The following is a 22643-nucleotide window of genomic DNA, read 5'->3' as shown; positions in this document are numbered from 1 at the left end:
TTTCAACAATCGATAGGGGAAAGTTATGTTTATTGATACTTCAGAACTTTGCGATCTTTATGCAGAACAAGTGGATGTCGTGGAGCCAATTTTTTCAAGCTTTGGTGGCGTAAGTAATTTTTACGGTAAAGTCACTACAGTAAAATGCTTTGAAAGTAATGGATTAATTGCTGAAGTATTAGAAGAAAACGGCGAAGGTCGAGTGCTTGTCATTGATGGCGGTGGTGCGGTACGCCGTGGTTTGATTGATGCAGAATTGGCTCAACTTGCCGTTGATAATGGTTGGGAAGGCATTATTGTATATGGTGCAGTACGCCAAATTCAGCAATTAGAAAACCTCGATATTGGTATTCATGCCCTTGCGCCAATTCCAGTTAGTGCAGATGAAAGCAGTGCTGGCGAGAGTGATATTCCAGTGAATTTTGGTGGCGTAACCTTTTTCCCAGAAGATTATATTTACGCAGATCTGACAGGAATTATACTTTCGCAAGAGCCTCTAGATTTAGAAGATTAATTTCTACTTGATTAACATCTTAGTATTTTATTTAAGCTTTCCTATTCTAAACGGCGTATCATACTAAAAAATTAAATTGTAACTATATGATATATAAAACCCCGTTCAATTTGAACGGGGTTAAAAGTGCGGTAAATTTTTAATGAGTTTTATGGCTTGTGCTATACAAAATTTTGTCCGTATAAGCTAAAGCAATTGCCGACACTAAAAAGCCCAAGTGCAACAATAACTGCCACATCATCGTTTTTTCTGGCATATTGCTTGCATTCACAAAAGTTTGCAACATATGGATAGATGAAATGCCGATAATAGACATAGAAAGTTTAACTTTCAGCACAGTCGCATTTACGTGGCTCATCCATTCAGGCTGATCGGGGTGATTACGCGTACGCAATTTAGATACAAAGATTTCATAGCCACCGATAGTCACCATCACAAGCAAGTTTGCGATCATCACGACATCAATCAAATTCAACACGCCTAACATAATTGTGTTGGAATCCATATCATTGACATTAATCACTAACTCCCATAATCCTTTGATAAATTTATAAGAGTAGATTGCAAGGGTGACAATCAAGCCCAAATAAATCGGCACTTGCAACCAGCGACTAGCAAAAATGATTTTCGCGATAATATTCGATTGTTCGTTATATTTCGCATAAGGATCAACAGGTTTGTTTTCTTTCATAAGATTTTATTCCTAAATTAAACAGTGGGTTAAATAAACAAAAAAACCGCAAGAAAATAGCAGTTTTTTTGAAAATAGCAATAGAGAAATCGAGTTATTCTAATTTTATTTGAAACTGTAAATAGACTCTCTTAACACACAAGTTGGTTCTAACACCAAAGTGCGGTAATTTTCATTAGGATTTTTAATTCGTTGCAATAGTGTTTCAACAGCGAGTTTGCCAAGTTCAGCTTTCGGTTGGCAAATGGTGGAAAGGGGAGGTGAGAGATAACGAGCCAATTCAATGTCATCATAGCCCATAATTGAAAGATCTTGCGGAATACGTAAGCCTTGTTGTTGAATAGCTTGGTATGCACCGACAGCAATGGTGTCACTACAACAAAAAACTGCTGTTGGACGTGAAGATTGAGTAAGTAAAGATTGTATGCCAAGTACACCGCCTTCAAAGTCAAAATGACTTTCGACAATCCAATGAGGATTTAACGCAATTTTTGCTTCCGAGAGCGCATTTTTATAACCTTGCAAACGATTTTGTGCGACAGATTTTTTGAGATTTCCCGTAATAATGCCAATTTTACGATGTCCTGCATCAATTAATGCTTTTGTCGCCAAATAGCCACCAAGTGCTGAATTTTCGAGTATTTTATCTGCATTTAACTCAGTAAACCACCAGTCCATCACAACCAGTGGCAGCGAAATGGCTAACTCTATATCAGCCTGAAAACGGCTATCACCACACATCAAAAGCAAACCATCCACTTGTTTGTGCATTAGAGTTTGCAGATTTTGTTGTAGGCGTTTGGCATCTCCACCCGTTGTAGCAATAATAAGATTATATTGATTTTTCTGACAATATTGCTCCACGCCAGCCATCACTTCCGCAAAGAAGGGATTATTTGTTGCGGTGACAAGTAGTCCGATAGTTTTGGTTTCGCGCACCTTAAGGCTTCGTGCAACAGCTGAGGGGGTGTAATTCAGTTCAGCGACAATACGCATCACTTTCTCACGAATTTCATCGCTAACAAAACGCGATCCATTAATGACATGTGAAACTGTGGAAGTCGAAACTTGCGCCAGTCGTGCAATATCTTTCATTGTCGCCATAAAAACACCCTAAAAATTCACCGCACTTTAAGCGTGTTCAAGAAATTCCAAAGTTTCTTGCCGCGTTGGAATAGAGGATTGAGCTCCTTTTTTCGTCACACTAATCGCAGCGGCAGCTTGACCAAAACGAATGGCTTCATCAAAGGATTTTTCTTCCAATAAAGCCGTAACAAAACCGCCATTAAATGTATCACCAGCTGCGGTAGTATCTATTGCTTGCACACAAAAGCCCTTAATGATGCGGCTTTTACCTTTTCGACTGACAAACACACCTTTCGCGCCAAGGGTAATCATTACGGTTTCAATGCCTTTATCGTGAAAAACACTCGCAGCTTTCACCGCACTTTGCTCGTCGGTTACCGCTACCCCAGTCAGGATTTCAGCTTCAGTTTCATTTGGTGTAATAATATCAATCAAACTCAATAATTCGTCCGATAAAATCTGCGCTGGAGCAGGATTTAGCACAACCTTGACACCATTTTTCTTAGCGATTTGAGCAGCCAGCTCCACACCAGAAAGTGGGGTTTCTAATTGCATTAACAAGCAATCTGATTGTGCAATTTGCGCCTCACTTTGACGAACAACCATCTCACTCAAATGTGAATTTGCACCGCTAGCCAACACAATACTGTTCTCACTAGACTTGGCGACTTGAATAAATGCCATTCCTGTCATTTCCTGTGAAACGGTATTAATATAGGTTGTATCAATTCCTTCTTGCTCAAACGCATTTTTCATTGTTTTGCCTATGCTATCTGATCCAATGCAACTAATGAACGCGACCTTTGCCCCTAAACGAGCGGCTGCCACTGCTTGATTGGCACCTTTGCCACCATAGGCAATTTGATAATTTTGACCTGTTAGCGTTTCACCGGGTTTAGCAAAGTAAGGCACAGAAATAACGTGATCAGCATTGATACTACCGAGAACCGTGAGGGTTTTTCTCATTATTTTATCCTGTATTGTTATATTTTTTCTTTCTACACAATGGGACAAATATAATTTGCCCCATAATGTGATATAACGAGCTTATTTAGTAGATAGATTATTCACTTATTACTTTCAAATCTACTGGAATTTTCGCTTCAACTTTTTCGCCCTTTAAGATTTTATCAGCGGTAACAACACCTAATGAACCAATAAGCTCGGGTTGTTGTGCGATAGTTGCTGCCATTTTGCCACTTTTTACCGCTTTAACACCATCATCGGTACCATCAAAACCTACGATAAGGACTTTTTTATTTGCGGCTTTCACCGCACGTAATGCACCTAATGCCATTTCATCATTTTGCGCAAAAATTGCTTGAACATCACCTTTAGATGCCAACAAATTTTCCGTTACATTCAAACCTTTTGTTCGATCAAAATCTGCTGGCTGACTGGCAAGCACATTGAATTTATGAGCATCAATAGCTTGTTTGAAACCCTCACCTCGTTCGCGTGCCGCAGATGTTCCTGCAATACCTTCAAGCTGAATCACCTTGGCATTATCGCCTAATTTCTGTGCGATAAAATCACCTGCCATTTTACCACCTGCGATATTGTCAGATGCAATATGGCTCACTACGCTTCCTTTAGCTGCACCACGATCTAATGTAATTACTGGAATATGCTTACGGTTTGCAATCGCCACTGCGTTGCCAACAGCTTCAGAATCAGTTGGATTGATCAATAATATTTTTGCACCACGCACAGTTAAATCTTCGACATTAGCTAATTCTTTAGCAGGGTCATTTTGTGAATCAAGCACGACTAACTTATAACCTAATTCATCCGCTTTTTTCTGTGCGCCATCTTTTAACGTTACAAAAAATGGGTTATCTAATGTAGATACTGCCAAAGCGATTGTGTCTTGTGCAGAAGCAGAGCCAGAAACAGCCAAACCTAATAATACAGCAGAAGTAAGTGCGGTTAGTTTTTTCATAGTTTTTCCTTAAAGTGAGTTACAGTTTTTTTGTACCAAGATAGTTATCGGCTAAAACAGCAACCAAAATAACCAACGCTTTTGCTATCATTTGATAGTAAGATGAAATATCTAATAAATTTAATGCATTGTTTAAAAATCCGATGATTAATGCACCGATGAGCGTTCCCATTACACGACCTTTCCCCCCCATCAAACTGGTTCCACCGACTACCACGGCGGCAATTGCATCTAATTCATAAGATACGCCAGCAGTGGGTTGAGCGGAAGATAAACGTGAAGTTACAATTAAACCCGCCAGCGCAGAAAGAAATCCACTCACCGCAAAAACAAATACTTTGATTTTATTGATGTTAATACCAGAAAGTTGGGTCGCTGCCTCATTTCCACCTAAAGCATAAATATAGCGACCGATTGGTGTGTGTTTTAAAATATACCAAGCAACCGCAAACACGATACTCATAATCCAAATTGGTACTGGGATACCTAAAACATAGCCTGTACCAATGCTAGCAAATAGATCAGCATTATCCGAAAAACCTGTCGTAATAGGACGACCATCTGTATAAACCATTGTTATACCACGCAGTAAGGTCATGGTAACCAAGGTAGCAATAAAAGCCTGAACTTTTCCCTTTGCCACAATTACACCACTTATGCCACCAAGAAGTGTTCCAATCAATAAAACCACAGGAATGACTAAAAAAATAGGCAATTCAATACTCACCATTGAAGCGGCGATTGCACCTGTCAATGCCAATACAGATCCAACAGAAAGATCTATACCTGCAATTAAAATAACGAAAGTCATACCCACTGCAATAATCGCATTAACCGAAGTTTGGCGTAAAATATTCAAAATATTATCTACGCTAAAAAAATCAGGATTAATCATTGATACAATCGCGATAAGAATAATCAACGCAATAAAAGAACGCTGTTCAATCAAAAATCTTCCTATTTGAAAATTAGATGTTTCATTTTTCATCATACTTACCTACTCTTATTTACCAATAGCTGCTGCTAATAACTTTTCTTGTGTTGCCTCTTTGCGAGAAAATTCTGCACTGATTCTGCCTTCTCGTATAACCAAAATGCGGTCACTCATACCAAGCACTTCTGGCATATCAGATGAGATCATTAAAATACTCAAGCCCTCTTTCTTAAATTCGTTAATCAACTGATAAATTTCTTTCTTCGCGCCAACATCTACGCCACGAGTTGGTTCATCTAAAATTAACACATTTGGGCGAGTCATTAATCCACGAGCAATAGCCACTTTTTGTTGATTTCCACCAGATAGCAAACCTACTTGTTGATCACGATTAGGTGTTTTAATGTTAAACATCAGAATAAAGTCATCTACTGCCATTTTTTCCGCTTGATGACGAATACCGCCTTTTTGTGAAAAATGATCGAGCGATGTGAGCGACATATTTTCTTTTACTGACATTCCTAAAACCAAGCCATCACCTTTACGATCTTCAGAAATATATACAATACCATTATCCAAACCATCTTGCGGACTGCGATTCTCAATCTCTTGATTTTTTAACCGCACTTTTCCCGCCGTTTTTGGCAAAGCACCGTAAAGTAGCTTGCCGAGTTCCGTTCTACCCGCGCCCATTAAGCCCGAGACACCAACAATTTCACCGGCATGCAATTTGAAGGAAACATCATCAATGCCGCTTCCGCTCACATGTTTCACATCCAATACACATTCGCCTTTTTCTTGTGATAAATGCGGATATTGTTCATCAAGACGACGACCAACCATCATTTCAATTAAATCATCTTCTGTAATCTCTGCCACAACGCGTTCACCGATAAATTGACCATCGCGTAAAACCGTCACATCATCACAAATTTGGAAAATTTCTTTTAAACGATGAGAGATATAAACAATGCCACGATTTTCTGCTTTGAGTTCACGAATCACATTGAATAGGGCTTCGGTTTCCGTATCTGTGAGCGCATCGGTTGGTTCATCCATAATGATAACTTTGGATTCAAAACTTAAGGCTTTGGCTATCTCCACCATTTGTTGCTCACCAATAGAAAGTTCAGCGCAAAGCTGTTTACTGCTGTGAGTTACCCCCAAACGCGCAAGTAGCTTGTCTGCTTCTTGGTGCATTTTCTGCCAGTTAATCGCTCCCCACGAGGTTTTAAATTCACGACCAAGGAAAATGTTTTCTGCAATCGTGAGATTACCGACCAAATTCAGTTCTTGGTGAATAATACTAATGCCAGCTTCCTGTGAGGCTTTAGGTCCATTGAAATTAACTGATCGATTAAGATACTCAATTGTGCCTGCATCTTTAGAATAAATACCAGTAAGCACCTTCATCAAAGTCGATTTACCCGCCCCATTTTCCCCCATCAAAGCCATTACGCGTCCAGCGTAAACAGATAAACAGGCATTATTCAAGGCTTTCACACCTGGAAATGACTTATCAACACCACTAATTTTGAGTAAAGTTTCCATAATTTCACCCTGATTAAAATGGCACGCCAGAATATAAAATCACATTGGCACAAGGTGAACATTCGCCAGTACGAACAATAGCTTTACTTCCGAGGGTGAATTTTTTAAAAGTTTCGTGTGATACAAATTTCACTTGTATTTGATTACCCTGATGGCTTTCAAGTTGTTGAAGTTGTGTTAAAAGTGCGGTCAATATTTCTGGATTTTTTTCTTTAATTTCTTCTGCAATAACAATGCGTTCAACATACATTTCATTCGTTACTACATTCAACGTTTGTAGAAAACTTGGTACACCCGCAGTTAATGCGAGATCGATACGTTCCACACTTAACGGAATTGGAAGTCCCGCATCGCAAATCGTCAAACTTTCTGTGTGACCAACAGAAGCGATACAACGAGAAAGTTGTGCATTTAATAACATTGTTTTTTTCATATATTTCCTCTTTCCATTCTTGTCGAAACGTTTCGATAAGACAAATATAGATAACAAAAATAGAAAAACAACTAAGAAATTTCAAATTTGGGATATTGATCACAAAATTTCTAGATAGGATAAAAAATTCTCCGACCAAATTTACATTCAATCGGAGAATAAATTATTGAAGATTTTCTTGATTTAAGACATTCAATCTAGCCAAATCCAGCTGATTATTCAATAAGTCCACATCGGGCATTGTTTTATTGGCTTTTGCGGAAAGGGTTTTAAATCGTTCTACTTTGCCAACTAACCCTTGTTGGCCAACAAGTGCGGTGACGGTGCTGTTGTATTGGTTGCTGACAGTGGAAAGCGTATTGCCGAGTTTGTTTAAACGCTCTGCCACCAAACAAATTTGGTTATAGATTTCGCCTGCTTTTTCAGCAATTTCTTTGGCTTCAGCATTACCACGTTCGATACGCCAGAGGTTTGCCACGGTGCGTAAAATCGGCATTAGCGTAGTGTGAGAAACCATAATTACATTGCGTTCATAACCGTAATTAAATAAGGCAGGATCAGCTTTTAAAGCCTCAATATACGCAGGTTCCACCGCAATAAACATAAGAACAAAATTCGGGCTACGCATGCCAATAAGGTTACTGTAATCTTTTTTATGCAGATCGTTAATATGGGTTTTTAATGCGGAAATATGTTCTTTGAGTAAACGCTCTCGTTCAAAATCATCCTCAGAATTCACCGCACTTTCGTAAGCCACGAGCGACATTTTGCTGTCGATAATTAAGTGTTTTTCATCAGGTAAATTCAACACAAAATCAGGGTAATTACGCCCGCCTTGTTCATCTTTAAAATGCGCTTGAGCGCGGTAATGTACATTTTCTTCAAGTCCTGCCAGTTGCAACGCTCGTTCTAATTGCACTTCGCCCCAGTTGCCTAACGTTTTCTTTTCGCCTTTCAGTGCAGAAGTTAAATTACTCGCCTCTTGCGACATATTCAGACCAATTTCCAGCACTTTTTTAATTTCCGCTTCCAAGCCTGCATTGCCTTTCACGGATTCGGAGTGAATTTCATTGATGCGTTTTTGGAAACCTTCAATTTGCTCACGGAAAGGCTTGAGCAAGGTTTCCAATGCCGTTTGATTTGATTGACTAAATGATCGACTTTTTTCATCCAAAATACGATTTGCTAGGTTTTGAAATTCCACGCCCAACTGCTGTTTAGATTGTTCAAAGTTCTGTTGTTGTGCGGAAAAATATTTTTCTTTCTCTGTTAAGGTTGTTTGTAACCCCGTTAATTCTTGAGAAAGTGCGGTCAATTTTTCAGTCAAATTTTGTCGTTCTTGTGTGAGATGATGTATTTGTTCATCACGTTCAGTTAAACGATATTGCAGTCCTTGATTTTCAGTCTGTACTTTAATTGTTTGTTGTTCAAACTGGTTTTTAATGCTACTAAGTTCATCAAATTTACTGGCAAGCTGATTATAATCTTGAGTCGTTTTCGATAATTCTTGATGAAGATGTGTATATTTTTGCTGGCGTAGAATAAGTAATAAAATCAATATAATAACAACAGCTAACAAGCTGAAAAGTAACAAATTTTCTGACATATTTCTCTCTTAATGGAAAACACAAATTGTAGCGAAAAATATTATTTTAATTCTTGCTTTAAAGTGCGGTAAATTTTTTAACTGATTTAGAATTTATATCCATACAAAATTTAATTATTTTAGTCAATTTTGATGGCAATGCTTTAGAAAAACATTGTTGTATTTTAACGGTATTTATCTAAAAACTTGTAATACTGCACACCAATCTTTGTCGCAAGATCTTTGATAATTCGACCACCATAAACAGAAGGGATTTTCAGTCCTTCAAAAATAGATAAACGTTCATCGTCACCCAAAATCGCCTCCGCTATAATTCGTCCTGCAAGACCCGTCAAAGCAACACCGTGACCAGAATAACCATGAGCAAAATAAATATGCGGAGAAATACGACCAAAATGTGGCGTTGAGTTTAAGGTCATATCAATCGGGCCAGCCCAGCCATAATCGATTTTTACATTTTCAAGTTGTGGGAATACACACAACATATTTTTCCGCATAATCGCGACCATATCTTTTTCTGAGCTAGAATCACTACCAAAAAGCAAGCGATTGTCAGCACTTAAACGATAATAGTCTAATAATAAATTGTTATCACACACCGACATGCCATTATTAATGACAGAATCAGCAACCGCTTGGCTTAACGGCTCTGTGGCGATAATAAAACTTTCCACAGGTAATATTTTACGATTAATTCCGTGATGAATAGATTTCGGGAGCACATCAATATAAGCATTGGTGGCTAAAATAACGTCTTGAGAAATAACCGCACTTTTAGCTGTTTTAACCTCAACGCAACCATTTTTCTCAACCATATCCACGACAGGAGATTGTTCAAAAATCTGAACACCCAGATCGACACAAGCTTTCGCTAAACCTAAGCAATAATTAAGTGGATGCAAATGCCCTGAATTACTATCAAATAGCCCCCCCACATAAATATCACTGCCTAAGTGCTGTTTTAATTTAGTTTTATCCCAAAGTTGCATATTCTGATAGCCAAAATTTTTATGACTTTCTTTTTCCATTTCAATTAAGTCATCCATTCGGCGTTCATTTAATGCTAATGTGGCATAGCCTTTTTTCCAGTCGCATTGAATGCTATATTTTTCAATACGTTCATCAATAATATCAATGGTCTCTAATGACATATTCCAAAGTTTATGTGCTTTATCTTCGCCAACTTGTTTAACGTATTCATCAATGCCTTCTTCAAAGCCATTAATTGCCTGCCCACCACTACGACCAGAAGCACCAAATCCTACTCGAGCGCCCTCTAATACAATGACTTTTTTTCCTTTCTCCGCCAGTTCTAATGCTGCAGATAAACCAAAAAATCCAGCCCCGATCACACATACATCAGCATGTTCAATTTGAGTGAGCGGCGGGAATTGAAAATCTTGGTTACGAGAGTCGAAATAATAAGAGCGAACGTGTTCTTGATAGGCAAAATTAAGCATAAAAAATCCCTTAGGAAAAAACTGGCAAAATCTTACCCCGAAAGGGAAATATGTCAAACCTTTTAGAAAAAAATGCTATACTGCGCACGCGCAAAATTTGCGTGTTTTATGATGAACGATAACCCTCGGAGGTCAATAAATTGAAAAAATTCTTTGCTCACTCACTCAAAAATCTTTTCCTTTCCACCACCGCACTTTTTGCGGCTTCCGCTTTTGCCAATAACAAACTTTACGTCTATAACTGGACAGACTATGTGCCTTCTGATTTAGTCGCACAGTTCTCTAAAGAAACTGGCATCGAGGTAATTTATTCTACCTTTGAAAGCAACGAAGAAATGTATGCGAAACTTAAACTTACTCAGAATACGGGTTCTGGCTATGATTTGGTGTTTCCATCAAGTTACTACGTAAATAAAATGATTAAGGAAAAGATGCTTCAACCGATTGATCAAAGTAAATTGACCAATATTCATCAAATCCCTAAACATTTATTAAATAAAGAATTCGACCCAGAAAATAAATATTCATTACCTTACGTTTACGGCTTAACAGGTATTGAAGTTAATGCGGATGAAATTGATCCTAAAACCATCACGAGCTGGGCGGATTTATGGAAACCTGAATTTAAAGGTAAAGTTCTTATGACCAGTGATGCCCGTGAAGTGTTCCACGTAGCATTATTACTTGATGGTAAATCGCCAAATACCACCAATGAAGAAGACATCAAAACAGCTTATGAGCGTTTAGAAAAACTGTTACCAAATGTAGTGACCTTTAACTCTGATTCGCCAGAAGTCCCTTACGTACAAGGCGAAGCTACAATTGGGATGATTTGGAATGGTTCAGCTTATTTAGCGCAGAAAGAAAATCCATCTTTGCAATTTGTTTATCCAAAAGAAGGGGCTATTTTCTGGATGGATAACTACGCTATTCCAAGTTCGGCAAAAAACGTGGAAGGGGCGCATAAGTTCATCGACTTTTTACTTCGCCCTGAAAATGCAAAAATTGTTATTGAACGTATGGGCTTTTCTATGCCAAATAATGGGGTGAAAACATTGCTAAGCGCGGAAGTCGCTAATGATCCAAAATTATTCCCACCAGCGGAAGAAGTAGAAAAAGGAATTATGCAAGGCGATGTAGGAGAAGCTGTCGATATTTATGAAAAATATTGGAGTAAATTAAAAACTAATTAGTTTCTCTATGCAGAAAACAAAAAAGTGCGGTAAAAATTTACCGCACTTTTTTTATATGTAAAATTTTTATTCTTAAAGAATAAAACGGCTCAAATCTTCATTTTCGACCACTTCGCCAAGTGCATCCGCAACATAAGCTGCATCAATATTGACGGTTTGACCATTCATATCGCTTGCACTGAAAGAAATTTTATCCATTAAACGTTCCATTACCGTATGCAAACGACGCGCACCGATATTTTCCGTTTTTTCATTTACTCGGAATGCAGCCTCAGCAATTTTCTTAACCGCCTCTGTTGTAAATTCAATATTCACGCCTTCTGTTGCCATCAACGCTTTATATTGTTCGGTTAAAGAGGCGTGAGGTTCTGTTAAAATACGCTCAAAATCTGCCGCACTTAATGCGGTAAGTTCAACACGAATCGGCAAACGCCCCTGCAACTCTGGAATCAAATCTGAAGGACGGGCAACTTGGAATGCACCAGATGCAATAAATAAGATGTGATCGGTTTTTACCATTCCGTGTTTGGTGCTAACTGTCGAACCCTCCACTAACGGAAGTAAATCACGTTGCACGCCTTCACGCGATACATCAGCCCCACTGTATTCGCCTTTCTTACAAATTTTGTCGATTTCATCGATGAAGACGATACCGTTTTGTTCTACAGCATCAATGGCTTTTTGTTTAAGTTCTTCAGGGTTAATTAATTTGGCTGCTTCATCATCAATCAACGCTTTTAACGCATCTTTAATTTTCATTTTGCGTTTTTTCGTTTTGTCTGAACCTAAATTTTGGAACAATGATTGCAACTGATTTGTCATTTCTTCCATGCCTGGAGGAGCCATAATTTCAACGCCCATAGACACGCCCGCAGACACATCAATTTCAATTTCTTTATCATCTAATTGACCTTCACGTAATTTTTTACGGAATGTTTGGCGTGTGCTACTGTTATCATTGCTTTCAACTTCGCCCCATTGGTTTTTTGCTGGAGGAAGTAAAGCATCCAAAATACGCTCTTCAGCCGCATCTTCAGCTCTTGCTCTGTTCTTCGCAATTTCCTGCTGGCGAACAAGCTTCATCGCACTATCCGTTAAATCACGAATAATGGAATCCACCTCTTTCCCCACATAGCCCACTTCGGTAAATTTCGTTGCTTCAACTTTGATAAATGGTGCGTTAGCTAATTTGGCTAAACGGCGCGCAATTTCAGTTTTACCCACGCCAGTTGGGCCAATCATTAAAATATTTTTTGGCGTTACTTCGTGACGCAAAGGTTCTTGAAGCTGCATACGACGCCAACGGTTACGCAACGCAATCGCCACAGCACGTTTTGCATCGGCTTGACCAATAATATGTTGATCTAATTCAGAAACTATTTCGCGAGGAGTCATTTCAGACATAGCTTTTCCTTAATTCGGTAATTCTTCAATAGTGAAATGGGTATTTGTGAATACGCAAATATCACCAGCAATTTTCAAAGATTTTTCAACAATTTCACGGGCAGAAAGTTCTGTATTTTCCACTAACGCACGTGCCGCAGATAACGCATAGTTACCACCAGACCCAATGGCTAAAATTTGATCTTCTTCTGGTTGAACTACATCGCCAATACCCGTGATGATTAAGCTTTCTTTTTCATCCGCCACAATTAACATCGCTTCTAACTTACGAAGTGCGCGATCTGTACGCCAATCTTTCGCTAATTCCACCGCACTTTTTAGCAAATGTCCTTGGTGCATTTCAAGTTTACGTTCAAATAATTCAAAAAGCGTGAATGCATCAGCCGTGCCACCTGCAAAACCAGCAAGCACTTTGCCATTATATAAACGGCGTACTTTACGGGCATTACCTTTCATTACGGTATTGCCTAAAGAAACTTGTCCATCACCGCCTACGACGACTTGTCCATTACGACGTACGCTTACAATCGTTGTCATTATTCAGTCCTTTTTATAAAGTGAAAAGTTGTTCGTTATATGGCGACAAATTGATTAAATTCAAGAGGAAAATTTATATTGACGATTTATTCTTCACTCATAAATAAAAATGTGAACTGGATCATACTTTGAACTAGCAAACGATTGCTAGTCATTGAATGCATATTAAAAAAGTGTATGATGTGGACGATTTTTAAATCAACATTTGTGAGGAAACACAATGAAAAACATCATGAAATTATCTGTAATCGCACTTTTAACTGCAGCTGCAGTTCCAGCGATGGCAGGCAAAACTGAACCTTATACTCAATCTGGCACTAATGCTCGTGAAATGTTACAAGAGCAAGCAATTCATTGGATTAGTGTTGATCAAATCAAGCAAAGTTTAGAAGGTAAAGCACCAATTAATGTAAGCTTTGATATTGATGATACTGTGCTTTTCAGCAGCCCTTGCTTCTACCACGGACAACAAAAATTCTCACCAGGTAAACACGATTATTTGAAAAATCAAGATTTCTGGAATGAAGTAAACGCAGGTTGCGATAAATATTCTATTCCAAAACAAATTGCCATAGATTTAATTAATATGCATCAAGCACGTGGCGACCAAGTTTACTTTTTCACTGGCCGTACTGCAGGTAAAGTAGATGGCGTAACACCAATTTTAGAAAAAACGTTCAATATTAAGAATATGCACCCAGTTGAATTTATGGGCAGCCGTGAACGTACAACAAAATATAACAAAACGCCTGCAATCATTTCACATAAAGTGAGTATTCACTATGGCGATAGCGATGATGATGTACTAGCAGCTAAAGAAGCAGGTGTTCGTGGTATTCGTTTAATGCGTGCCGCAAACTCAACTTATCAACCAATGCCAACTTTAGGCGGCTATGGCGAAGAAGTGTTAATTAATTCAAGCTATTAATTGACCGCAAGTTGGGCTTTATCTTCCCCCAAAAAGTTAGATTGATTTAGTTCAAGGACTGAGTTCTGTCATTCACAGGGTTCCAGCCCTTTTAGTTTCCCCTGAATGTGATCATGGTTGTAATAATGAATATACTCATGAGTTGTTTTTTCAGTTGTTTGAACGTCTCAAATCGTTTGTCGTAATAACATTCAGTTTTTAATCGTCCAAAGAAGTTTTCCATCGCATTGTTATCTAAATAATTTCCTTTCCTTGACATATTCTGTTGAATGCTATTCTCTCGTAAAATCGCCTGATAACCGACCATTTGATACTGCCAACCTTGGTCGGAATGTAAAATTGGGTTTTGCGTCTTCAAGTCTTTTTTGTTGGTTGAGTTCTTGCAACTTTTTTAGAATTGCGTTCTCCGCACGTAGTAAATTTTCCAATTCTAGTTCTTCCCCTCATGTTTTCGGTTTAGGTGGAATCTTAGGGTATTTCGGTTTCATGATTGGACGACTTTTAGATTTGAGGATTAAGCCGTTTATACCTTGTTTTTCAAAGGCTTGCAGCCATTGACAGACAACGTCTGAATTGGTAATGCCAAAATGTAAATATGCGGCTTCTGCAGAAAATTGCCCATTTTTAACCGCTTGTATTATGTTAAGTTTAAATTCAGGTAAGTAATTTTGCTTCTTACTAAGTACGGATAATCTATTGATTTAACTATGATTAATTGGTTAATCCAACGTTTTAGTGTCATTTAGGCAAGTTGAAAATACCTGCGGGTAAGTGAACGATTTTTACCATTTTGAAGATCAAATTCGATGACTTGTTGTTTGAAAAGAGTGTTGTATTTGGTCATAAAAAATCTACACCTTAGTTGGTTATTTAGTCAACTTTTGGGGTAGATCATAAAGTGCGTTTTTTACTACTAACTTTTTTAGGTTAATCAAGCGTCTTCCTATTTTAATAAGGAATTATCGAGTGACAAATCTTCATTTTTATTTACGCCTATACCGCGTGCGATAACATTTTTGGCAATTTCGTGTGCATCTTCTAAGGAATGTTCCGTATAGCTTCCGCATTGATAGATATTTAATTCTGGAATAGCAGCTTGATCTTGTACACCTAAAACATCTTGCATTGAAGCTAACCAAGCCTCAGATACTTCCTGTTCATTTGGTGTGCCAATCAAAGACATATAAAATCCCGTGCGACATCCCATCGGAGAAATATCAATAATTTCTATGCTATTGCCATTTAAGTGATCGCGCATAAATCCAGCAAATAAATGTTCAAGTGTATGAATGCCTTTTGGGGAAAGAATTTCTTTGTTTGGAATACAAAAACGTAAATCAAAAACAGTAATATTATCGCCTTTTGGCGTGCGCATCGTTTTTGCAATGCGTACTGCAGGTGCGTTCATTTTTGTGTGATCCACTTTAAAACTATCAAGTAATGGCATAAATTTTCCTTATAAATCAGTTGGTTAAGAAATAATTGAATAAATATTTATTTTTTACAAATTTTAATGAACTTTATAGTAAGGTTCATTGTCTTATAGAACAAGCAACTTGCAGTTGTTTTAATAAAATTGGTTCCTTAGGTTATTGCCCCACATTTATTGTGGGGTTTCTTTTATGCAAAAATTTTTATTTTGAAAATTTTTAAAAAATTTTGAACTTTCTTATAAAGTATTAGTCTTATAGTGTAAGCAACTTGCAGTTGTTTTAATAAAATTGGTTCCTTAGGTTATTTGCCCCACATTTATTGTGGGGTTTTTTCTTGCTCATTTTATAATAAGAATGGTGTACTCAAAAACAATAACGCAATATAACGAACCATTTTTCCCAGAAAGATAAAGAGACTACTCGTTACAAAATTTAATCTTAACCAACCAGCTATGGCACAAAATAAATCGCCAACTACAGGCAGCCAGCTCAAAAGTAAAGCAATCGCCCCATAACGCCGTAGCTGATTTATTGCCCATAAAGTGCGGTAATTTTTGGGATCGAATTTTGGCATCCATCGTCCAATCCCGTAAGTGGTTAAACTTCCTAAGCTATTTCCAGCGGTTGCAATCAATATTAGAGCTAATATATCTGCGTTAAATAAAGAACCTAACATTAATTTAGGTACAGCAAGCGCAACAAATATAACTTCTGAATTACCTGGTAATACTGTTGCACTCAAAAACGCGCTGATAAACATAAAGCATAAGCTATTAGCCTGCCAAAAATCAGCACTAAAAAATGAAAAAATATCCATTATCTTGGCGAAATAATTTCTCGTGTGCGAACATCAAACACATCCATTCCCGCACTTAATCCTGCTTGCACGCCTAAATCTGCATCTTCAAATACGATACAACGACTTGGATTTGCTTGAATTAACTCCGCACAACGTAAAAAAGTTTCTGGGTGTGGTTTATGTTCTTTTACATCATCTGCACTGACAATGGCATTAAAGTAAGGTGCGATAGCCAGTTTATCCATCAACATATCAATAATTTTACGGTGTGAGCCAGAACCTAAAGCAATCGGCTTTTTCTGATGGAAGGATTTAACAATCTCAAAGGTTGGCAATAACTTTGATTGAGTCGGAATAAGTTGATAAGACAACTCACGTTTTGCAGCCAGCACATCCTCAATTCGATCTAGTGGCATATTCGCCGCTTTCATCATTTCCCCCGCGATAGTTCGAACCGTCGCCCCGCCGAAGTTATACATAATTTGAAAATCAAATTCATAGCCAAATTTCTTTCCCACCATTGTCCAAGCCTGTGCATGCACGGGCATTGTATCAATTAAAGTTCCATCCATATCAAAAATCAATCCTTCATATGGATTGAAGATCTCGTAATCTAACATTTTTACATCCTTACAAATTTTTTTACCATTTTGCTACAAAACTGTGATCTATGCACTGTTTTATTTCAGTAAAGTGCGGTAAATTAGCGAACAAATTTTGAACTAACAAAAACAAATGCGGTTATTTAAGCAACTAGAACGTTGGAAAACTCGCAGGCAAATAAATCAATCTATTATTGATGTGGTATTTCGTTTACGAGATCGATTAGCTCAGTACTGGCAAGTTGATGTGAATACGCCTCAAGTGGATTTTATGCTGCTACACATTGCTTGCAGCTTAGGTCGGATAGAACGAGGAGGTTGTGTTTCTTCGCTTTATTCAGAAATGCTCGAAGAAATGCAAAGTGCGGTCATTTTTCCACAAGTTTTAGCTATTCATCAAGATTTACTCAAGTTAATGCCATTTTCCATTCCTGAAGCAGAACAAACTTATTTTTTAGCGAACATTCATTCTTTGGTTCTTGAACAGAAGCAATTAAAGCCTTTGAAATGAATTATGCGGAGGTGCATTCAATTTATGGTGTAAAACTGGACATTGATTCGGTAAATAATTCATCAAATTACTAAAAACATTAAGGAAATTTACCGCACTTTTAAGTAAAATAGCGTAATTTTTCAAAGAGATAATAAATATGAAAGCCAAATTAGTCAGTTTACTTGCGCAAGCAAATATAAAAATAAGTGATCAACAAATTCAGCAGTTGATTAATCTGGTCAATTTACTCAATAAATGGAATAAAGCTTATAATTTGACGTCAGTTCGTGATCCGCAAGAAATGTTAGTTAAACATATTTTAGATAGTCTTGTTGTAAGTCTTTATTTACAAGGTGATCGTTTTATTGATGTCGGTACAGGGCCCGGTTTGCCTGGTTTACCTTTGGCAATTATTAATCCTTCCAAACAATTTGTCCTCCTTGATAGCTTAGGTAAGCGTATTAGTTTTATTCGAAATGCTATACGTGAGCTTAGACTAACTAATGTAACCCCCGTTTTAAGTCGAGTAGAAGAATATCAACCTGAAGATAAATTTGATGGTGTATTAAGCCGTGCTTTTGCTTCACTAAAAGATATGACAGATTGGTGCCATCATTTACCAAAAGAAAATGGATATTTTTATGCATTAAAAGGGATTTATCAGGAAGATGAAATTAATGAATTGAATAAAAAATATACTATTCAAAAAGTGATTGAATTATCTGTTCCTGAACTTATAGGCGAACGACATTTAATCGTTTTACGTTAAAAAGTAACAAATAGATAAATTATTTTCTAAAAGTGTGATTTATATAACACTTTTTATGTGTTTTTAAGTTGAATCTAAAGCCAGCAAAGGTATAATCGGCGGGCTAAAATTATTTTGTAAAAGTGATGTCGCGCATTTTATCTCACGCTAAAAAAAACTACAGAAAAGCTATTGTTATTGAGAGTCTTTTGCTTGTAGTTTTTTATTTGCTTATTTATGGATGGCAACGCCAAAGTGCGGTAGATTTTAGCTACGGTTTTTTAAGTGCCTTTTTGCCTTTTTGTACATTTATATTTATCATTTTTTACAGAAAACAAAATTTTTCAACAAAACTGACCGCACTTTATCGTGCTGAAGCAATAAAGTTTATTTTAACGATGGTTTTTATCATTATTGCCATCAAATGGTTATTCGTTATCAATTTTATTGCGTTTTTTGTTGGTTTTTTATTGGCATTAGTGCTGAATAATATTATTCCACTTATTCTCAATAAAATTTAACTTTGGGTTATTCTTCTTCAGAACAAAGGATCGATTATGTCTGGACAAACAACATCGGAATACATTAGCCACCATTTATCCTTTCTCAAAACAGGGGATGGATTTTGGAATGTTCATATAGATACGTTGTTCTTTTCTATTCTTGCTGCGGTTATTTTCCTATTTGTTTTTTCTCGAGTAGGGAAAAAAGCAACAACTGGCGTTCCAGGAAAAATGCAATGCTTAGTTGAAATTGTTGTGGAATGGGTTAATGGAATCGTGAAAGAAAATTTTCATGGTCCACGTAACGTAGTTGCGCCACTTGCATTAACAATTTTCTGTTGGGTATTCATCATGAATGCTATCGACTTAATTCCTGTTGATTTCTTACCTCAATTTGCAGGTTTGTTCGGTATTCATTATCTTCGTGCAGTGCCGACAGCAGATATTAGCGCAACTTTGGGTATGTCCATTTGTGTTTTCTTTTTAATTCTTTTTTATACAATAAAATCTAAAGGATTCAAAGGTTTAGTTAAAGAATATACGCTTCATCCATTCAATCATTGGGCGTTTATTCCTGTTAATTTTATTCTTGAAACGGTGACTTTATTGGCTAAACCAATTTCACTTGCTTTCCGTTTGTTCGGTAACATGTATGCAGGGGAGTTGATCTTTATTCTTATCGCTGTAATGTATTCCGCTAATATGGCCATTGCAGCATTAGGGATTCCGTTACATCTTGCTTGGGCTATTTTCCATATTTTGGTTATTACCTTGCAGGCTTTCATCTTTATGATGTTGACGGTTGTTTATTTAAGTATTGCTTATAACAAAGCAGATCATTAATCGTTTTTTATTAACTGGCTCTAGGGCTAAAACTTAACTTCTATTGGAGAAAATTATGGAAACTGTAATTACAGCGACAATCATCGGTGCATCAATTCTTCTTGCATTTGCTGCATTAGGTACTGCAATTGGCTTTGCTATTCTAGGTGGTAAATTCTTAGAATCATCAGCTCGCCAACCAGAATTAGCATCTAGCTTACAAACTAAAATGTTTATCGTAGCTGGTCTTTTAGATGCGATTGCAATGATTGCTGTTGGTATTTCATTACTTTTCATTTTCGCAAACCCATTCATCGGTTTATTAAACTAATCACCTTATTTGCTTATCAACGTAAAACAAGCATAGTAAGGAGGACGTTGTGAATTTAAATGCAACATTGATTGGCCAACTTATCGCATTCGCACTTTTTGTGTGGTTTTGCATGAAGTTTGTTTGGCCACCAATTATTAATGCGATTGAAACACGTCAAAGCCAAATTGCGAACGCTTTAGCGTCAGCTGAAGCAGCTAAAAAAGAGCAAGCAGATACGAAAAATCTTGTTGAACAAGAACTTTCAGCTGCAAAAGTACAAGCTCAAGAAATTTTAGATGCAGCGAATAAACGTCGCAATGAAGTATTAGACGAAGTGAAGGCAGAAGCCGAAGAACTAAAAGCAAAAATTATTGCACAAGGTTATGCTGAAGTAGAAGCAGAACGTAAACGTGTTCAAGAAGAATTACGTCTTAAAGTGGCTTCATTGGCTGTGGCTGGTGCTGAGAAAATTGTGGGTCGTTCTATTGATGAAGCGGCAAACAATGACATTATTGATAAATTAGTTGCAGAGTTATAAGAGGCTTAGCTTATGTCAGAATTAACTACAATAGCTCGCCCTTATGCAAAAGCTGCATTCGACTTTGCCATTGAACAAAGTGCGGTCGAAAAATGGACTGAAATGTTAGGTTTTGCTGCTGCCGTAGCTGAAGATGAAACGGTAAAAGCTTACTTAAGTAGTTCTCTTTCTGCACAGAAATTAGCTGATACAGTAATTTCTATTTGTGGCGAACAATTGGATCAATATGGGCAAAATCTTATTCGGTTAATGGCTGAAAATAAGCGTTTGAGTGCTATTCCTGCGGTGTTTGAAGAATTTAAACATCACGTAGAGGAACACCAAGCTATTGCAGAAGTTGAAGTAACATCTGCGCAACCATTGAATGCAACACAAATCGAAAAAATTGCAGCTGCAATGGAAAAAAGATTAGCTCGCAAAGTGAAATTAAATTGCAACGTGGATAACGCACTTATTGCTGGTGTGATTGTTCGTACTGAAGACTTTGTGATTGACGGAAGTAGCCGTGGGCAACTTACTCGTCTCGCAAACGAGTTGCAATTATAAGAGGAATACAAGATGCAACTAAATTCAACTGAAATTAGTGAATTGATTAAAAAACGCATCGCTCAATTCGACGTGGTCAGTGAAGCGCGTAATACAGGGACAATTGTTTCTGTAAGCGATGGTATTATTCGCATCCACGGTTTAAGCGATGTGATGCAAGGTGAAATGATCGCCTTACCAGGTAATCGTTATGCGATGGCACTTAACCTTGAACGCGATTCTGTTGGTGCTGTAGTTATGGGACCTTACGCAGATTTAGCGGAAGGTATGGAAGTTCAATGTACAGGTCGTATTCTTGAAGTACCAGTTGGTCGTGGTTTATTAGGTCGTGTAGTTAATACGCTTGGTCAGCCAATCGATGGTAAAGGCGAAATTGAAAATGATGGTTTCTCACCAGTAGAAGTGATTGCGCCAGGTGTTATCGATCGTCGTTCTGTTGATCAACCTGTTCAAACTGGTTATAAAGCTGTCGATTCCATGGTACCGATTGGTCGTGGTCAGCGTGAGTTAATCATCGGTGATCGTCAAACGGGTAAAACTGCGTTAGCAATTGACGCTATTATTAATCAACGTAATTCAGGTATTAAATGTATCTATGTTGCGATTGGTCAAAAAGCCTCTACTATTGCAAACGTCGTGCGTAAATTAGAAGAACATGGTGCGCTTGCAAATACTATCGTGGTAGCTGCATCTGCATCTGAATCAGCAGCGTTACAATATTTAGCCCCTTATGCTGGTTGTGCGATGGGGGAATATTTCCGTGATCGCGGCGAAGATGCGTTAATTGTTTATGATGATTTATCAAAACAAGCCGTAGCTTATCGTCAAATTTCATTATTATTACGTCGTCCACCAGGTCGTGAAGCCTATCCAGGTGATGTGTTCTATTTACATTCTCGTTTACTAGAACGTGCTTCTCGTGTAAATGAAGATTATGTAGAAAAATTCACTAAAGGCGAAGTAAAAGGAAAAACAGGTTCTTTAACCGCACTTCCGATTATTGAAACCCAAGCTGGTGACGTATCTGCGTTTGTTCCAACCAACGTAATTTCTATTACCGATGGTCAGATCTTCTTAGAATCTAACTTGTTTAACTCAGGTATTCGTCCTGCGGTAAACCCAGGTATTTCGGTATCTCGTGTTGGTGGTTCAGCGCAAACTAAAGTTATTAAGAAATTAGCGGGTGGTATTCGTACCGCGCTAGCTCAATATCGTGAATTAGCAGCGTTTGCACAGTTTGCATCAGATCTAGATGATGCGACTCGTAAGCAACTTTCTCACGGTGAAAAAGTAACTGAATTATTAAAACAAAAACAATTCACGCCATTATCTGTTGCAGAACAAGCGGTTATATTGTTTGCTGTTGAATTTGGTTATTTGGATGACGTGGAATTATCAAAAATTGCAAGTTTTGAGACCGCACTTTTAGATTATTCTAACCGTAATCACACTGAATTTATGCAAGAGCTTAATAAAACCGGTAACTATAATGATGAAATCAAAGATACGTTAAAAAGTATTTTAGATGGTTTTAAAGCGAATAGTGCTTGGTAGTAACGGAGAGATA

General features: G+C 37.6%; 26 protein-coding genes and 1 pseudogene. 11 read left to right on the top strand and 16 right to left on the bottom strand.

The features are described from left to right. The first annotated feature begins 25 nt into the window (after positions 1 to 25). Entirely contained in the window at positions 26 to 514 is a 489-nt protein-coding gene (gene rraA, locus DV356_RS07015; protein ID WP_005669389.1) for a ribonuclease E activity regulator RraA, read from the top strand. Between the two features lie 139 nt (positions 515 to 653). On the opposite strand, the gene DV356_RS07010 is transcribed toward rraA, so the two are convergent. From DV356_RS07010 to DV356_RS06970, 9 genes are all read right to left on the bottom strand, one after another. Further along, the gene (locus tag DV356_RS07010) at positions 654 to 1205 is read right to left on the bottom strand and encodes a TIGR00645 family protein (RefSeq protein ID WP_005649445.1); all 552 of its coding nucleotides are present in this window, start codon (positions 1203 to 1205) and stop codon (positions 654 to 656) included. A 105-nt stretch (positions 1206 to 1310) separates the two neighbouring features. Further along, entirely contained in the window at positions 1311 to 2309 is a 999-nt protein-coding gene (locus tag DV356_RS07005) for a substrate-binding domain-containing protein (RefSeq protein ID WP_005686992.1), read from the bottom strand. Positions 2310 to 2336: 27 nt separating this feature from the next. Then, on the bottom strand, positions 2337 to 3257 hold the full coding sequence (rbsK, locus tag DV356_RS07000) for a ribokinase (protein ID WP_112119313.1): 921 nt from the start codon (positions 3255 to 3257) through the stop codon (positions 2337 to 2339). 97 nt (positions 3258 to 3354) lie between these two features. Beyond that, positions 3355 to 4233: a ribose ABC transporter substrate-binding protein RbsB gene (gene rbsB, locus DV356_RS06995; protein WP_112119314.1), complete on the bottom strand. Its 879-nt coding sequence runs from the start codon at positions 4231 to 4233 to the stop codon at positions 3355 to 3357. A 19-nt stretch (positions 4234 to 4252) separates the two neighbouring features. Beyond that, a complete protein-coding gene (rbsC, locus tag DV356_RS06990; RefSeq protein ID WP_162628604.1) occupies positions 4253 to 5221 on the bottom strand; it encodes a ribose ABC transporter permease in 969 nt (322 codons plus the stop codon). A gap of 15 nt (positions 5222 to 5236) precedes the next feature. Next, positions 5237 to 6718 carry a ribose ABC transporter ATP-binding protein RbsA gene (gene rbsA, locus DV356_RS06985; protein ID WP_118806731.1) on the bottom strand — a complete coding sequence of 494 codons (1482 nt, stop codon included), beginning with the start codon at positions 6716 to 6718 and terminating at the stop codon, positions 5237 to 5239. A 13-nt stretch (positions 6719 to 6731) separates the two neighbouring features. Further along, positions 6732 to 7151, bottom strand: coding sequence for a D-ribose pyranase (rbsD, locus tag DV356_RS06980; RefSeq protein WP_118806730.1), 420 nt, complete (start codon positions 7149 to 7151; stop codon positions 6732 to 6734). Between the two features lie 163 nt (positions 7152 to 7314). After that, positions 7315 to 8757 (bottom strand): DNA recombination protein RmuC, encoded by a 1443-nt coding sequence (locus DV356_RS06975; RefSeq protein ID WP_118806729.1) that lies wholly within the window; start codon positions 8755 to 8757, stop codon positions 7315 to 7317. A 164-nt stretch (positions 8758 to 8921) separates the two neighbouring features. Next, a complete protein-coding gene (locus tag DV356_RS06970; protein WP_074039272.1) occupies positions 8922 to 10217 on the bottom strand; it encodes an NAD(P)/FAD-dependent oxidoreductase in 1296 nt (431 codons plus the stop codon). Between the two features lie 140 nt (positions 10218 to 10357). On the opposite strand from DV356_RS06970, the gene DV356_RS06965 reads away from it, so the two are divergent. Next, on the top strand, positions 10358 to 11410 hold the full coding sequence (locus DV356_RS06965; protein ID WP_118806728.1) for an extracellular solute-binding protein: 1053 nt from the start codon (positions 10358 to 10360) through the stop codon (positions 11408 to 11410). 72 nt (positions 11411 to 11482) lie between these two features. On the opposite strand, the gene hslU is transcribed toward DV356_RS06965, so the two are convergent. Both hslU and hslV read right to left on the bottom strand, forming a co-directional pair. Then, positions 11483 to 12814, bottom strand: a complete 1332-nt coding sequence (gene hslU / locus DV356_RS06960) for an HslU--HslV peptidase ATPase subunit (RefSeq protein ID WP_118806727.1) — start codon at positions 12812 to 12814, stop codon at positions 11483 to 11485. A gap of 9 nt (positions 12815 to 12823) precedes the next feature. Beyond that, positions 12824 to 13351: an ATP-dependent protease subunit HslV gene (gene hslV, locus DV356_RS06955; protein WP_021034624.1), complete on the bottom strand. Its 528-nt coding sequence runs from the start codon at positions 13349 to 13351 to the stop codon at positions 12824 to 12826. A gap of 220 nt (positions 13352 to 13571) precedes the next feature. On the opposite strand from hslV, the gene aphA reads away from it, so the two are divergent. Beyond that, positions 13572 to 14279 carry an acid phosphatase AphA gene (aphA, locus tag DV356_RS06950; RefSeq protein WP_005630577.1) on the top strand — a complete coding sequence of 236 codons (708 nt, stop codon included), beginning with the start codon at positions 13572 to 13574 and terminating at the stop codon, positions 14277 to 14279. Between the two features lie 68 nt (positions 14280 to 14347). On the opposite strand, the pseudogene DV356_RS10010 reads toward aphA, so the two are convergent. The 5 genes and pseudogenes from DV356_RS10010 to DV356_RS06930 form a co-directional block, all read right to left on the bottom strand. Further along, positions 14348 to 14439: pseudogene (locus DV356_RS10010) on the bottom strand (IS3 family transposase); the annotation flags it as partial. Between the two features lie 283 nt (positions 14440 to 14722). Further along, positions 14723 to 14917, bottom strand: coding sequence for a hypothetical protein (locus tag DV356_RS10005; RefSeq protein WP_422567862.1), 195 nt, complete (start codon positions 14915 to 14917; stop codon positions 14723 to 14725). A gap of 305 nt (positions 14918 to 15222) precedes the next feature. After that, positions 15223 to 15726: an S-ribosylhomocysteine lyase gene (luxS, locus tag DV356_RS06940; protein WP_112119322.1), complete on the bottom strand. Its 504-nt coding sequence runs from the start codon at positions 15724 to 15726 to the stop codon at positions 15223 to 15225. 329 nt (positions 15727 to 16055) lie between these two features. Then, positions 16056 to 16529 (bottom strand): YqaA family protein, encoded by a 474-nt coding sequence (locus DV356_RS06935; RefSeq protein WP_112119323.1) that lies wholly within the window; start codon positions 16527 to 16529, stop codon positions 16056 to 16058. Next, positions 16529 to 17131, bottom strand: coding sequence for a beta-phosphoglucomutase family hydrolase (locus tag DV356_RS06930; protein WP_005652027.1), 603 nt, complete (start codon positions 17129 to 17131; stop codon positions 16529 to 16531). The genes DV356_RS06935 and DV356_RS06930 overlap by 1 nt, the downstream gene beginning before the upstream one ends. Before the next feature lie 115 nt (positions 17132 to 17246). Here DV356_RS06930 and DV356_RS06925 point away from each other — a divergent pair, with 115 nt between their 5' ends. The 8 genes from DV356_RS06925 to atpA all read left to right on the top strand — a co-directional run bounded on the left by DV356_RS06925 (position 17247) and on the right by atpA (position 22630). Then, positions 17247 to 17624, top strand: a complete 378-nt coding sequence (locus tag DV356_RS06925) for a PRD domain-containing protein (protein ID WP_042611909.1) — start codon at positions 17247 to 17249, stop codon at positions 17622 to 17624. A gap of 139 nt (positions 17625 to 17763) precedes the next feature. Next, positions 17764 to 18375 carry a 16S rRNA (guanine(527)-N(7))-methyltransferase RsmG gene (gene rsmG / locus DV356_RS06920; RefSeq protein ID WP_042611910.1) on the top strand — a complete coding sequence of 204 codons (612 nt, stop codon included), beginning with the start codon at positions 17764 to 17766 and terminating at the stop codon, positions 18373 to 18375. A 125-nt stretch (positions 18376 to 18500) separates the two neighbouring features. Beyond that, positions 18501 to 18875 (top strand): ATP synthase subunit I, encoded by a 375-nt coding sequence (locus tag DV356_RS06915; RefSeq protein WP_005659757.1) that lies wholly within the window; start codon positions 18501 to 18503, stop codon positions 18873 to 18875. A 36-nt stretch (positions 18876 to 18911) separates the two neighbouring features. Next, positions 18912 to 19700 (top strand): F0F1 ATP synthase subunit A, encoded by a 789-nt coding sequence (gene atpB, locus DV356_RS06910; RefSeq protein WP_005629251.1) that lies wholly within the window; start codon positions 18912 to 18914, stop codon positions 19698 to 19700. Positions 19701 to 19755: 55 nt separating this feature from the next. Next, the gene (gene atpE, locus DV356_RS06905) at positions 19756 to 20010 is read left to right on the top strand and encodes a F0F1 ATP synthase subunit C (protein ID WP_005652035.1); all 255 of its coding nucleotides are present in this window, start codon (positions 19756 to 19758) and stop codon (positions 20008 to 20010) included. A gap of 49 nt (positions 20011 to 20059) precedes the next feature. Then, positions 20060 to 20530, top strand: a complete 471-nt coding sequence (gene atpF / locus DV356_RS06900) for a F0F1 ATP synthase subunit B (RefSeq protein ID WP_005652038.1) — start codon at positions 20060 to 20062, stop codon at positions 20528 to 20530. Positions 20531 to 20542: 12 nt separating this feature from the next. Further along, entirely contained in the window at positions 20543 to 21076 is a 534-nt protein-coding gene (gene atpH, locus DV356_RS06895) for a F0F1 ATP synthase subunit delta (RefSeq protein ID WP_005642563.1), read from the top strand. A 12-nt stretch (positions 21077 to 21088) separates the two neighbouring features. After that, the gene (gene atpA, locus DV356_RS06890; protein WP_118806726.1) at positions 21089 to 22630 is read left to right on the top strand and encodes a F0F1 ATP synthase subunit alpha; all 1542 of its coding nucleotides are present in this window, start codon (positions 21089 to 21091) and stop codon (positions 22628 to 22630) included. The last annotated feature ends 13 nt before the right edge of the window (positions 22631 to 22643 follow it).

The sequence above is a fragment of the Haemophilus influenzae genome (assembly GCF_003494325.1).
Taxonomy (GTDB): Bacteria; Pseudomonadota; Gammaproteobacteria; order Enterobacterales; family Pasteurellaceae; genus Haemophilus; species Haemophilus influenzae_I.
This window is presented reverse-complemented; position numbering and strand designations above follow the sequence as displayed.